12 protein-coding genes are annotated in these 12818 nt (G+C 55.9%); 9 read left to right on the top strand and 3 right to left on the bottom strand.

The genetic code is table 11. From position 1 onward, the window contains the following. The first annotated feature begins 453 nt into the window (after positions 1 to 453). Together FHW16_RS02925 and FHW16_RS02920 are read left to right on the top strand one after the other, a co-directional pair. The gene (locus tag FHW16_RS02925) at positions 454 to 1515 is read left to right on the top strand and encodes a calcium-binding protein (RefSeq protein ID WP_182547654.1); all 1062 of its coding nucleotides are present in this window, start codon (positions 454 to 456) and stop codon (positions 1513 to 1515) included. Positions 1516 to 1606: 91 nt separating this feature from the next. Further along, positions 1607 to 3298: a calcium-binding protein gene (locus tag FHW16_RS02920; protein ID WP_182547653.1), complete on the top strand. Its 1692-nt coding sequence runs from the start codon at positions 1607 to 1609 to the stop codon at positions 3296 to 3298. An 89-nt stretch (positions 3299 to 3387) separates the two neighbouring features. Here FHW16_RS02920 and FHW16_RS02915 read toward each other — a convergent pair whose 3' ends face one another. After that, on the bottom strand, positions 3388 to 4641 hold the full coding sequence (locus tag FHW16_RS02915; RefSeq protein WP_182547652.1) for a glycoside hydrolase family 25 protein: 1254 nt from the start codon (positions 4639 to 4641) through the stop codon (positions 3388 to 3390). 281 nt (positions 4642 to 4922) lie between these two features. Here FHW16_RS02915 and FHW16_RS02910 point away from each other — a divergent pair, with 281 nt between their 5' ends. Beyond that, complete coding sequence (locus FHW16_RS02910) at positions 4923 to 6695, top strand: acyl-CoA dehydrogenase (protein WP_182547651.1); 1773 nt, start codon at positions 4923 to 4925, stop codon at positions 6693 to 6695. 10 nt (positions 6696 to 6705) lie between these two features. Continuing rightward, positions 6706 to 7458, top strand: a complete 753-nt coding sequence (locus tag FHW16_RS02905; RefSeq protein WP_182547650.1) for a crotonase/enoyl-CoA hydratase family protein — start codon at positions 6706 to 6708, stop codon at positions 7456 to 7458. 3 nt (positions 7459 to 7461) lie between these two features. Here FHW16_RS02905 and pdxH read toward each other — a convergent pair whose 3' ends face one another. Further along, the gene (gene pdxH / locus FHW16_RS02900) at positions 7462 to 8085 is read right to left on the bottom strand and encodes a pyridoxamine 5'-phosphate oxidase (protein ID WP_182548893.1); all 624 of its coding nucleotides are present in this window, start codon (positions 8083 to 8085) and stop codon (positions 7462 to 7464) included. A gap of 144 nt (positions 8086 to 8229) precedes the next feature. Here pdxH and FHW16_RS02895 point away from each other — a divergent pair, with 144 nt between their 5' ends. From FHW16_RS02895 to FHW16_RS02880, 4 genes are all read left to right on the top strand, one after another. Beyond that, positions 8230 to 8580, top strand: coding sequence for an RT0821/Lpp0805 family surface protein (locus FHW16_RS02895; RefSeq protein ID WP_182547649.1), 351 nt, complete (start codon positions 8230 to 8232; stop codon positions 8578 to 8580). Between the two features lie 217 nt (positions 8581 to 8797). After that, entirely contained in the window at positions 8798 to 9718 is a 921-nt protein-coding gene (locus FHW16_RS02890) for a DnaJ C-terminal domain-containing protein (RefSeq protein WP_182547648.1), read from the top strand. Positions 9719 to 9828: 110 nt separating this feature from the next. Continuing rightward, complete coding sequence (gene fabI, locus FHW16_RS02885) at positions 9829 to 10647, top strand: enoyl-ACP reductase FabI (RefSeq protein WP_091880942.1); 819 nt, start codon at positions 9829 to 9831, stop codon at positions 10645 to 10647. Positions 10648 to 10660: 13 nt separating this feature from the next. Continuing rightward, positions 10661 to 11251 carry a histidine phosphatase family protein gene (locus FHW16_RS02880; protein WP_182548892.1) on the top strand — a complete coding sequence of 197 codons (591 nt, stop codon included), beginning with the start codon at positions 10661 to 10663 and terminating at the stop codon, positions 11249 to 11251. 32 nt (positions 11252 to 11283) lie between these two features. Here the strand turns inward: FHW16_RS02880 and FHW16_RS02875 are convergent, their stop codons facing one another. Further along, positions 11284 to 11538 carry a DUF1344 domain-containing protein gene (locus tag FHW16_RS02875; protein ID WP_182547647.1) on the bottom strand — a complete coding sequence of 85 codons (255 nt, stop codon included), beginning with the start codon at positions 11536 to 11538 and terminating at the stop codon, positions 11284 to 11286. A gap of 171 nt (positions 11539 to 11709) precedes the next feature. Between FHW16_RS02875 and aroC the strand changes: the two genes are divergently transcribed. Next, positions 11710 to 12804: a chorismate synthase gene (aroC, locus tag FHW16_RS02870; protein WP_182547646.1), complete on the top strand. Its 1095-nt coding sequence runs from the start codon at positions 11710 to 11712 to the stop codon at positions 12802 to 12804. Positions 12805 to 12818: the final 14 nt, after the last annotated feature.

Below are 12818 nucleotides of genomic sequence, written 5' to 3'. Positions count from 1 at the left end.
TCCCTGATATGGTCATGCCGGTTTTCCACGGAAACCATGCGATCAGAAACGCATGTTGGATCAGATTGATATTGCGAACGTTGAGTGGCGGGACCGTCAATGGCGAAATCGCCCATGTGCGCCTTGCCGGGGGAGTGCCGGCCAAAAAAATTTGTTGAAGTGTGACTTATAAGACAGTCTCGTTGAAGCGATGCTTGGTGGTTCTAACCGTTAGAATCTCTATTATGAGCTTTAACAGGAATATTGATAAGTATTATACGTCACGATGCGCCGATATATATTATATTTGAGTATACCAGTTTTCACAAGTTCAACGATTTTAATTTGAAATTTGAAATATTTTATAAGTAAAACTAGCATATTTATTCTTCATTGTGTGTGAAAATCGACACTTGCTTGTCACAAGTCCTTACATATACTCCGCCATCGTGGTTTTTTGGGGAGAACATTTCGATGACAAAAATAGTTGGTGGTGGTGCAAGTGATACGCTGCTGGGGACGGATGAGAACGATAATCTCTGGGGTCTCGGCGGTAATGACACGCTCGATGGCGGCCGTGGTGATGATTGGATCGATGGCGGCGACGGCAATGACATCCTGACCAGTTCAAGCGGTTTCGATCAGCTTGAGGGCGGTGATGGCGATGACCGGCTGGCATTTATTGGTGTTGGCGGCGCGGCGCGCGGCGGAGCGGGTACGGATACGTTGGCAGTGGACCTTTCCGGTTCCGCCGAGCCGGTGACTTTGAACAGTTCAAGCGGTCACCTTGTCTTTGGCGAGCCGACGGTCGCGGCCAATCATCTCTATTTCGTGGATCTGGAGCGGCTCGAACTGACAACAGGTGGTGGCGCAGACAAGATCATCGCTACAAACTTTGCTCAGGTGGATATCAACACCGGTGCCGGCAATGATCACGTCGAAGCTGGTGAAGGCAATGACACGGTGTTTGGCGGCTCCGGCAATGATGTCATCTATGGCAACGGCGGCAATGATCAGCTGCATGGCGATGCGGGCAATGATTTTGTCGACGGCGGCAATGGCAATGACAGCATCTGGGGTGACGATGGCAAGGATAACCTGAACGGTGGCCGTGGCGATGACCATATTGACGGCGGTTCCGGAAACGACACGTTGAATGGCGGCGATGGCAATGACGTGCTGCTTGGCGGCACGGGCGACGACATCCTCAAAGGCGGATCCGGCAGCGACCATCTCGATGGCGGCACTGGCGCGGATCAACTCATCGGCGGCACCGGGGCAGATACGTTTGAGTTCGATGCACACACGATTGGCGGAGTTGATCACATCGCTGATTTCAACGTAGCTGAAGACGTGATCAATTTGCGTGATTTCGCCTCAAGCGGCACGGGCATCCACGATTTTGACAGTTTCCTTGCCGCTTCGCACGACACAGCGGACGGCGTTTATGTCAGTTTCGATGGCGATTCCAGCGGCATTCTGATCGAGCATGTTTCACTTGCCGATCTCTCGCCGGATGACGTTGTTTTTTCTTGAGCAGGAGATCGAATGCGTTGCCCCGTATGGGGCAACGCAAGGTATTCCGGGAGGCATAAAGACAGTAGCGACCTGAGGGAGGACGAGGGTAATGGCAAAGATAGTAGGCAGCGGTGCAAATGATGACCTGCACGGGACGGATGAGAACGACAATCTCTGGGGTCTCGGCGGTAACGATACCCTGGATGGTGGTTTGGGTGATGATTACCTCTATGGTGGTGCCGGCAACGATACGTTAACGACATCAAGCGGTTTCGACCAGCTAGAGGGCGGAGAGGGTGATGATCGTCTGGCCTTTATTGGCGTTGGCGGGGCCGCGCGCGGCGGTGCCGGCACAGATACGCTCGCTGTTGATCTTTCAAACTCTACCCAGGCGATTACATTGAACGGCTCAAGCGGCCACTTTGTTTTCGGTGATCCGGCCGTTCAGGCCAATCATCTCTATTTCGTCGATATGGAACGCCTCGGGTTGACGACCGGCAGTGGCAATGACTCGATTATTGCCACCAACTTCGCCCAGATCAGTGTTAATGCCGGCGCTGGTAATGACCGGGTTGAAGCCGGTGAGGGTAATGACATCTTGTCGGGCGGCGATGGCAGGGACATGCTGTTCGGTGGCGGCGGCAACGATGAAATCCATGGCGGCGCTGGCGATGATTACGTCGACGGTGGCAACGGCAATGACAAGATATGGGGCGATGCCGGCAATGACAGCCTCGCTGGCGGCCGTGGTGATGATTGGATCAACGGCGGCGACGGCAATAATAACCTTAATGGCGGTGACGGAAACGACACTCTCTACGGTGGTGCTGATAGTGACACTCTCACGGGTGGGGCCGGTAACGATTACATGGCGGGCGGTACCGGGGATGATCGTCTGTTCGGCGGTGATGGCAATGACAGTCTTTCCACCGATGGCGGATGGGATGTCATCCTCGACGGTGGCAACGGCGATGACACTTTAAGAGACGGTAGCGTGGATGGCCCCTTTCTGGGAGGCAATGCCAATCTTCGCGGCGGTGCCGGAAATGATAGCCTCATTGTAAATTCAGAAGGCGGTACCGGTGGTTTAATTGGTGGGGATGGTTATGATACGGCTTATCTGAACTTTTCCTCCACACCGCAAGGATACACGTTCGACGGGGCGCTTTACTCAACAGTTGAGGAGTTTCACGTCTCGGTATTCGGCGGTTATCAGGGCGTCAGGCTCTATGGCGCCGATGGCAATGACGAGCTTGGAAGCTACGATGCCTACAGACCTGGCGCCAGCGGCAATGATTACATCGATGGTCGCGGCGGTGACGATGTGCTGGACGGAGGCGGGGGTGCAGATCATCTGATCGGCGGCACTGGCAATGACACACTTAACGGTGAAGGGCTCGTCACAATTCCCAGTGCCTACAACGACATTCTGGAAGGTGGCGAAGGCAATGACACCTTGAACGGCATGTATGGGAAGGACACTCTGGACGGTGGCGTTGGCGCCGATATCTTGAAAGGCGGCAGCGAGGCCGATACATTCGTCTGGGAGGAAGCGACCGCAAGGCTGAATGGCGGTATCGATCACATTTCCGATTTTGATACGGCAGGCGGTGACGTGATCAGCTTGCGCGGATTCGACCCCGGCAGCGCTACCGGCATATACGATTTCGCCAGCTTTCTTACGGCCTCGCACGATACTGCGGCGGGTGTCTATGTCAGCTTCGGCAGCGACACCAATGGAATGCTTATCGAAGGCGTGACACTCGCCAATCTCTCGGCGGACGACGTTGTGTTTTCCTGAGCGGATCTCTCTAAGTCTGGATCTATCAAGCAGGCGTTTGTGATCAAACGCCTGCTTTGCTTAAATACAGCCGGAATTGCGATGTAACGTCAATGCTGCATGGCATAGGCGGGCCAATGACCAATTGTGGCTTTGGTATTATCAAAGCAGAAGCTGATCAGGCCGGTAATCAGATGGCTGTCGGGGTGATCACCCCCTGTGAATATCGGCAGCTGCAGGCTGGTTCGGATCGCTTCCACGGTCAGTTTTTCACCCGATTGGGGCTTGTTGGCCGACCGCGCGATTGAGGCGGTCAACAGGGTATCGATTGCCTCAGGCGTTTCATCCACATGATCAAGAACGTCCTGTGCATCGGCAAGCCATCTTTCGGCTGCCAGTGCCAGCATTCGCGGCGCATGCAGAAGCTGGCGATAATCGACGAGCGGCGGTTCCATTGATGCCATCAGTATATCATCCGGCAGGGACGGTCGTTCACCGGGTCTTGGCATGTCATCGGGAACAACTGCCGGAATGAGATTGTCGAACGGCCACGCTTGCTTGAGCTGTGTCACCGTCATATCCGCGATGTTCACGTCAATATCGCGGTTTGTGCCATTGGGTCGATAAGGGCAGCGCATTTTGGTGCAATTGCTTTGTGAAGCAAATTGCCAGAGCGCGTAATCCTGCCAGTTTCCTTTCGGAAAATGCGGGGCGATGTCGGTTTCATAGCGTGCATACCAGAGTGGCAGGCGGGACAGTATTGGAAACTCCAGCCGGTGATCGGCGATGTATTTTGCCGTCGTGCCATTGGTATAGAGCACAGGGTAGCGACCAGTGCGCAGCTTGATCTGTTCGGCAAATATCTGGCCATCCTGAAGCGACATGAAACGGGTCGGGTCATTGTCCTCGATATCAAGCGCCATCAGTTCGTCGCTGGTCGGCTCCGCATAGTCGATAAAGTGGTTCGCTTGCTCGATCGGGTTGCCGGGGCGGGCGAGATGATACGAGCCCCATTTCAGCCCGAGTGCTTTGGCGAGGGCGCGCCGCGTCTGGTAGAGCTCGCGCGACACCGCATAGTTGCGCCATATGCGCCGGCATATTTCCTGATCCTTCACGTCCGCAATACGGTTGCAATGATAGTTGGCAGGCATGCCGTCGGACCCCTTGTGGATGAAGGCGGCCACGCGCGGATCCTTGATGATCTCAGGCAGATTGAAGGAGTTGTGTTCGTATCCGTCGAGCACGATGGCGCGATTCTGATTTGACCACGGTGTCTGGAATTGCGAGTCCGCACGGGAGGGGGCGCTGGGAAGCAGCGCGGTGACAATGGCAGCAAGGATGAAAACCTGCGCACGGATCGTCAAATGGGTTATCCCTTCACACCTCGTTGTCCGGCCATTTCAGATACAAAGACGCATGCTCGCCGCTTTATGGTTAATATGCCGTAAACCCGGCTGGAATGAAGGTGATTTACACGGAGAAACGGTCGGTTCTGAACGCAAATTTGCATGGGTGAGCGCCACAGAAATGCGCATGGCTGAGGCAGTAAAAGTGAATTTTCTTACGTTTACGTAAAAATCCACTTGCCTTGCCTCTTCGAGGGTTGCAATGTCGCGGCATCACTGGATGAGGAGACATGTGACCAATGTACCGGGCGCCCGTCGAGGAAATCGCACATACTCTCAAGAAAATTGCCGGATTGGATGAGGCCATCGCCGCAGGGCGTTTCGGTGACCTCTCCGACGATCTGGTCGATGCCATTCTTGAAGAAGCCGGAAAATTTGCGTCCACGCGCGTTGCGCCGCTGCTGGAAGTTGGCGACAAGTATGGAACACCGCTGAAAGATGCGGAAGTGACCATGCCGCCCGGCTGGAAAGACGTTTACAACGAATGGATCGGTGGCGGCTGGAATGCCCTGACCGGTAAGGAAGAGTTTGGTGGGCAGGGCCTGCCGATGATGCTCGCGGTGGCGGCGTTGGAAATGTGGAACTCGGGCTCGATGGCTTTCGGTATCGGACCAACGTTGACACTCGGGGCCATCGAGGCGCTGGAAGCCCATGCCACGGATGATCTGAAGCACACCTATCTGCCGAAACTGGTTTCCGGCGAGTGGATGGGGACCATGAACCTCACCGAACCGCAGGCTGGTTCCGATGTGGGTGCATTGCGTTCACGCGCGGAGCGGGCCGCTGACGGGACATACCGCATTTTTGGCCAGAAGATTTTCATTACCTATGGCGAGCATGACCTTACGGACAACATCATCCATCTGGTTCTGGCGCGTCTGCCCGATGCGCCTGCGGGAACCAAGGGAATATCGTTGTTTCTGGTGCCGAAATTCCTCGTGAATGCGGACGGCTCACTTGGTGCCCGCAATGATGTGTTCTGTAGTGGTGTCGAGCATAAAATGGGCATTCACGGTTCGCCCACGTGCACGATGATCTATGGCGATGGTTTTGCCAAGGATGCAAAGCCGGGTGCCATTGGCTGGCTCATCGGCGAAGAAAATCGCGGTCTGGCCTGCATGTTCACCATGATGAACAATGCCCGGCTTGCCGTGGGCATCCAGGGTGTTGCGGTGGCTGAAGCCGCCTATCAGAAATCACTTGGCTATGCGCAGGAGCGCCGCCAGATGCGCGCGCCGGGCTGGACGGGCGAGGGCATGAGCCCGATCATCGAGCATCCCGACGTGCAGCGCAATCTCCTCACCATGAAGGGCCTGACCGGAGCCGCCCGCTCGATCGCCTATGCCTGCGCACACGCACTGGATATGGCCCGGACCGGCTCGGGCGACGACAACAGGCACTGGGCCGACCGCGCCAATCTGCTGACGCCGGTTGCCAAAGCATTTTCCACCGACGTAGGTGTGGACGTTGCCTCGATCGGTATCCAGATTCATGGCGGCATGGGGTTTATCGAGGAAACCGGTGCGGCGCAGTTTTTGCGTGATGCCCGCATTGCGCCGATCTACGAGGGAACCAATGGCATACAGGCCATTGATCTGGTTCAACGCAAGCTGCCACTTGGCGGCGGCAGCCATGTCAAAGACTATATCGCCGAGCTGCGTAAGATGGCCGAAGCCGTTTCGGTGAGCAACAGCGCCGATTTCGGCAGTACGGCGGAGCGCTTGCAGGCCGGACTTGATGATCTCGAGGCAGCGACGCTCTGGCTGCAAAAGACCCTTGCTGATGGCGAGGTGAGCAATGCACTCGCCGGTGCGACACCCTATCTGCGCCTCTTTGGCCTTGCTGCCGGTGCCAGCTATCTTGCCAAAGGCGCGCTGGGCGGAGACAACGCGGGGCGGACGGCCCTCGCGCGGTTCTTTGCTGAAAATCTTTTGAACGAAACCTCGGCGCTGAAAGATCGCGTCCTCACAGGTGCACCGAGCCTGCTGGGTGCTCGCGCTGCGCTGCTATAAGGGAAACGTCATGTCAGACCATATCGTCATTGAGCGCCATGGCGCCGTCCAGACTATCCGGATGAATCGCCCCGATAAGAAGAATGCCCTGACCCGCGCCATGTATGCGGCCATGACCAAAGCGCTGGTGGAAGGCGATGCGGACCCAGATATTCGTGCTCATGTTTTCTTCGGCGTGCCGGGCGCCTTCTCGTCGGGCAATGATCTGCAGGATTTCATGGCCTTTGCCACGTCAGGCACAATGGGTACGGAGGTTTTCGACTTTCTCATTGCGCTGGCCAACGGCAGGAAGCCGATTGTTGCTGGTGTCGATGGCTTGGCCATTGGCATCGGCACAACGCTCAATTTCCATTGCGATCTGACATTCGCGACGCCGCAATCCCTGTTCAAGACACCGTTTGTCGATCTGGGTCTTGTGCCGGAGGCGGGATCAAGCCTTCTCGGGCCTGCCCTGATGGGCCGCCAGCAGGCCTTTGCCTTTCTGGCATTGGGCGTGGGGTTGAATGCTGCCGAGGCGAAAGATGCCGGCCTTGTCTACAGGATCGTTGAGGCGGACCAGCTGGAAAGCACCGTTCTTGCCGTTGCCACGGAAATCGCGGCCAAGCCACCGGAAGCCATGCAGATTTCGCGTGATCTCCTGCGCATGCCACGCGCGGAGACCGTCGAACGCATCAAACTGGAAGCCGGGCACTTCGCCGAACGGCTTCAGTCTGAAGAGGCCCGCAATGCTCTGATGGCTTTCCTGACACGCAAGAAAGGCTGAATATTACGGATAAAGTCTCGTCTTGCTGCCCCAGTCGCTGTCAGGTGTCTCGCGGCTGAAGACCACGCGGTCGTGCAGCCGGAAGGGACGGTCGTGCCAGAACTCGATCGAGGTGGGGCGAATGCGGAAGCCTGACCAGTGGGCTGGCCGCGGTATCTCGCCGATCACATAGCGCGCTGTGTATTCCGCGACGGATTTCTCCAGGGCAAAGCGGCTTTCCAGCGGGCGCGACTGCTTGGAAGCCCAGGCGCCGATGCGGCTGCCGCGCGGTCGTGTAGCATAATAGGCATCGGCTTCCGCATCGCTGACGATTTCCACGGGCCCGCGCACACGCACTTGACGGCGCAGTGTTTTCCAATGAAAACACATGGCGGCTTTCATCGAGCCCAGTATTTCCTGGCCTTTTTGACTTTCAAAATTTGTATAGAAAACAAAGCCTTGTTCGTCGAACCCTTTAAGAAGAACCATGCGGACATCTGGCAGACCATCTTTATCCACCGTGGCCAGCGCGACAGCGTTAGGGTCATTGGCCTCAGTTTTGGTGGCGTCCTGCAACCATTCGTCGAAGAGCGCGAACGGTTCGTTTTTTTCGGTGAAGTCATCGGTTGTTAACTTCATTTCACCCATAGTCATAGCTGATTGACCTTGTTAAAGAGAGATATGCGTTTGGCACTGGCAATACCAGATATCAAGAACTTTGGGGCGAAATTTACGGTGCGGGCAGCGCCGTTCGCAACTGTTTTTGCAGTGTGTCTGCTCTCTGGTTGTGCCATGAAGAGCTTCAGTATCGAGAGTGCCGTCCCTGACAAGGCGACCGTGACGGGTTCCGTTGCCCCGGCCCCGCAGGCCGATGCCAAGGGCGCGGCTGACCAGTCGACTGTCCGCAATATCGTATCGGCCCTGAATTTTACCCAGTGGGGCAACAAGCCGGTGCCGTGGTCCAATCCGGAAACTGGCAGTCAGGGTACAATCACCGCGATTGCCGAAAAAAAGACCGATACGGGGCTTTGCCGAGAATTCCAGACATCGCGCGAATCCTTTGATGGCGTGATGCTCTACAAGGGCGAGACGTGTCTGGAGAATGGCGGACAATGGACGTTGAAGTCCTTCGCGCCGCTGTGATTATCTGCAACTGAATGATATTTTGACATAGACTCAGACAGCAATTGCAGATTTCTTGACAGGAAGTCTGGAATTTCTTCCTATTGATGCGCATATAACGGGCAACTCCCAACGCACTTCCGTTTATGCCAGTGGAACGAATTTGATATTCGCATTCCATTGTCCATCACGAGGAATATGCGAATGCCAAATTCGTTCTACTAGGAAAGGCACACACATGCGCGATCCTTATACCGTGCTGGGCGTCGCCAAGACGGCGAAGCCTGAAGAAATCAAATCGGCGTTTCGCAAGCTCGCCAAGAAGTATCATCCTGATCAAAATCAGGATGATCCGAAGGCGCAAGCCAATTTCTCCGAAATCAATCAGGCCTATGAAATCATCGGCGACAAGGAGCGTCGGGGTCAATTCGACCGCGGCGAGATTGATGCCGAAGGCAAGCAGCGTGCCCCGCAGGGTTTTGAAGGCTTTTCCGGCGGCGGTGGTGATCCCTTTGCCGGTTTTGGCGGCGCCCGTGGCGCGCGCTCCGGTGGTTTCGATTTCCGTAGCGGCAGTTCCGGTTTTGGCGCCGACGATATTCTGAGCAGCCTCTTTGGCGAAGGTGCTGGCGCCTTCAATGGCGGACCACGCCGGGGAGGGCCGCGCAAGGGCGCGGATCTTCAGGCAACGATCGATGTGACACTTGAACAGGCTATGGGTGCCGAGAAGGTTGAAGCTGTATTTCCAAACGGCAAAAGGCTGGCTATCAAGCTACCAGCACAGGTTGAAAACGGCCAAACGATTCGCCTGAAGGGGCAAGGAGAAGCAATTCCGGGCGGAACGCCGGGCGATGCACTGGTCACAATCCGGTTCAGGCAGCATCCAAAGTTCAGAGTGGACGGCCACGACCTGCATCTGGATTTGCCGGTCTCGTTGCGCGATGCGGCACTTGGTTCCCGTCAGGAAGTTGAGACCCTGAGTGGCCGCGTGGCGGTGAAAATAGCGCCTTGGACCAGTTCTGACAGGGTTTTACGCCTGAAAGGCAAGGGTTTGCCGAAAAAGCCGGATGGCCACGGCGATCTTTTTGTTCATGTTCGCGTCATGTTGCCCGAGCAAGGTGATCCTGCATTGGAAGCATTTCTGCGCGATTCGAGTCTCTGAAAATCAACGGTTCCCGAAAATCCTTGACGAAACTGACACGATGCTTGAAGCCCGGCGCGGGCTGTGCGATACCGCAAATCAATCATATGTCTTTCGTGAAGGGTTGGTAAATGACCGCCAAAACTGGTTTGATGCAAGGTAAACGCGGACTTATTATGGGCGTTGCCAATAATCGGTCGATCGCCTGGGGCATTGCCAAGGCGGCTCATGATGCCGGTGCCGAACTTGCTTTTACCTATCAGGGTGATGCGCTGAAGAAGCGTGTGGAGCCTCTGGCTCAGGAACTTGGGGCTTTTCTGTGCGGCCACTGCGATGTTTCGGATGCGTCGACCATTGATGCATGTTTCGCTGCTTTGGAAGAAAAATGGGGCAAGATCGACTTTCTGGTGCATGCCATCGGCTTCTCCGACAAGGATGAACTGACGGGCCGCTATGTCGATACATCGGAAGCGAATTTCACCAAAACCATGCTGATTTCGGTGTTCTCGCTGACGGCGGTTGCCAAGCGGGCTGAAAAACTGATGACTGATGGCGGTTCAATCCTGACGCTGACCTATTACGGCGCGGAAAAGGTCATGCCGAACTACAACGTCATGGGCGTTGCCAAGGCGGCACTGGAAGCCAGCGTGAAATATCTGGCTGTGGATCTTGGCCCGGACAATATCCGTGTCAACGCGATCTCCGCCGGGCCGATCAAGACGCTTGCCGCATCGGGCATCGGCGATTTCCGCTACATCCTCAAGTGGAACGAGTACAACGCGCCATTGCGCCGTACGGTTACCATCGAGGAAGTCGGCGATGCCGGTCTCTATTTCCTCTCGGACCTTTCCCGTTCGGTCACGGGCGAAATTCACCATGCCGATAGCGGCTATCATGTCGTTGGCATGAAGGCCGTGGACGCACCGGATATCTCTGTCGTCAAGGACTGACCCCAAAGTGCATCTGCCGGACTCGATTGTTTATTTCTCGCGTCACGGCGAGACAGACTGGAATGTGTCCGAGCGAATTCAGGGACAGGAAGACGTCGATATCAATGCGCGCGGCCAATTGCAGGCCGAACGCAACGGTGATCTGCTCAAATCATTGATTGGCAATGGTGCTGGTTTCGACTTTGTCGCCAGCCCTTTGCGCCGTACGCGCGACACGATGGAACGGATCAGGACACGCATGGGCGTCGATCCAAGGGGCTATCGCACCGATGCCCGGCTCATGGAAGTGAATTTCGGCGAGTGGCAGGGGTACATGATGGAAGACATCGAGACCCAATCGCCCGAACTTGTCGCTGCGCGGGGTAAAGACAAGTGGAATTTCGTTCCGCCCGGGCCGACGGCTGAAAGCTATGCCACTCTGGCAAAGCGGATAGGAAGCTGGCTGTCAGAGGTCTGCGGGCCGACTGTCTGTGTGACGCATGGCGGCTGCATGCGGACGATTTTCCAGATGGTTGAAAACCTTGACGGCCACGATGCCGCGAATCTCTCCATCACCCAGGATAAAATTCTGCGCCTTGAAAAGGGCAGTCTGACCTGGATGTAATCATCCAGGTCCAAATCGTTGCAAACAGATGCTTATTGCACTGATTCTTCGATATCGGTGATGAAGCGCTCTTTGTTGACCAGATCGAACATAATCGTGACCTTCATACCCTTGTCGATGGCGCTGAAATCGAATTCGCCCGGCAGCTTGTAGACCTTGCCATCGTCAAGCGTAATCGTCGAATTGTCTTCATCGATTTTGGTGATGGTGCCTTGCGCATCGTCAGCGAGCGCGCCGACCGGAAGCAGGGAAGCGACGAACATGAATGTTGCAACGATGAAACGCATTTTGATATCCTCTTTAATCAAAATCTGGTGGCCGATTTGTCCGTCAACTTAGAGCGTTCATTTGTGGCAAAACAATTGCTTTTTTCGTGACGGATAAAGGAATTTCAGCGGCGGGTTTGACCACAAGCGTAAACGCTCATAAAACCCCCTGACATAACGCCGGGTAACCTCATGTCGCATAATACTTTCGGTCATCTTTTTCGTGTCACCACTTGGGGTGAAAGCCATGGAATCGCGCTTGGTTGCGTGGTCGACGGCTGTCCGCCCGGTATCAGCTTTACGGAAGCCGAGATTCAGGCCTATCTCGACAAGCGCAAGCCCGGCCAGTCCAAATACACGACCCAGCGCCGAGAGCCGGATCAGGTAAAAGTTTTGTCCGGTTTCATGCTGCAGGATGACGGCGTCACCATGATCTCCACGGGTACGCCGATTTCGATGATGATCGAAAACACGGACCAGCGGTCCAAGGATTATGGCGATATTGCCCGTCAGTACCGCCCTGGCCACGCCGATTACACCTATGACGTGAAATACGGCATCCGCGACTATCGTGGCGGCGGGCGTTCTTCCGCGCGCGAAACCGCGGCGCGTGTTGCCGCCGGGGCGATTGCCCGCAAGGTGGTGCCCGGCCTCGTCGTGCGCGGTGCGTTGGTTGGCATGGGCATTCATACAATCGACAGGGATCGTTGGGATTGGGACGAAGTGGACAACAATCCGTTCTTCACACCGGACCCCGGCTCCGTCGATCTCTTCGCCGGATATCTCGACGGTATCCGCAAGGCGGGGTCGTCCATTGGTGCCGTGGTCGAAATTGTCGCCGAAAATGTGCCAGCTGGGCTTGGTGCGCCCGTTTATGGCAAGCTTGATCAGGATATTGCCAGCTATCTCATGTCCATCAATGCGGTGAAAGGCGTCGAAATCGGCGATGGTTTCGAAGCTGCCAAGCTCAGCGGCGAGGAAAACGCCGACCAGATGCGCATGGATAATCACGGCAAGCCGATCTTCCTGTCGAATCATGCCGGCGGTATCCTCGGCGGTATTTCCAGCGGCGCGCCGGTTGTCGCGCGTTTTGCGGTCAAGCCAACATCCTCTATCCTGACCCCGCGCCAGAGCATTGACGCCGATGGCAAGCAGGTGGATGTGATGACCAAGGGCCGTCACGATCCTTGCGTCGGTATCCGCGCTGTTCCCATCGGCGAAGCCATGGTTGCCTGCGCGATTGCCGATCACTATCTCAGACACCGCGGCCAGACCGGCCGCATTTAATCAAGAGGCGCATA

The sequence above is a fragment of the Phyllobacterium myrsinacearum genome (genome assembly GCF_014138285.1).
Classification (GTDB): domain Bacteria; phylum Pseudomonadota; class Alphaproteobacteria; order Rhizobiales; family Rhizobiaceae; genus Phyllobacterium; species Phyllobacterium myrsinacearum_A.
Note: the sequence above shows the minus strand (reverse complement) of the source record. Positions and strands in the feature narration are given on the sequence as shown.

What these genes read in the sequence shown, in the direction of transcription:
- FHW16_RS02910 (WP_182547651.1), top strand. Translation starts at nt 4,923, where the DNA reads ATGTACCGGGCGCCCGTCGAGGAAATCGCACATACTCTCAAGAAAATT.
- FHW16_RS02905 (WP_182547650.1), top strand. Translation starts at nt 6,706, where the DNA reads ATGTCAGACCATATCGTCATTGAGCGCCATGGCGCCGTCCAGACTATC.
- FHW16_RS02925 (WP_182547654.1), top strand. Translation starts at nt 454, where the DNA reads ATGACAAAAATAGTTGGTGGTGGTGCAAGTGATACGCTGCTGGGGACG.
- FHW16_RS02890 (WP_182547648.1), top strand. Translation starts at nt 8,798, where the DNA reads ATGCGCGATCCTTATACCGTGCTGGGCGTCGCCAAGACGGCGAAGCCT.
- FHW16_RS02875 (WP_182547647.1), bottom strand. Translation starts at nt 11,538, where the DNA reads ATGCGTTTCATCGTTGCAACATTCATGTTCGTCGCTTCCCTGCTTCCG.
- fabI (WP_091880942.1), top strand. Translation starts at nt 9,829, where the DNA reads ATGACCGCCAAAACTGGTTTGATGCAAGGTAAACGCGGACTTATTATG.
- FHW16_RS02920 (WP_182547653.1), top strand. Translation starts at nt 1,607, where the DNA reads ATGGCAAAGATAGTAGGCAGCGGTGCAAATGATGACCTGCACGGGACG.
- aroC (WP_182547646.1), top strand. Translation starts at nt 11,710, where the DNA reads ATGTCGCATAATACTTTCGGTCATCTTTTTCGTGTCACCACTTGGGGT.
- pdxH (WP_182548893.1), bottom strand. Translation starts at nt 8,085, where the DNA reads ATGGGTGAAATGAAGTTAACAACCGATGACTTCACCGAAAAAAACGAA.
- FHW16_RS02895 (WP_182547649.1), top strand. Translation starts at nt 8,230, where the DNA reads ATGAAGAGCTTCAGTATCGAGAGTGCCGTCCCTGACAAGGCGACCGTG.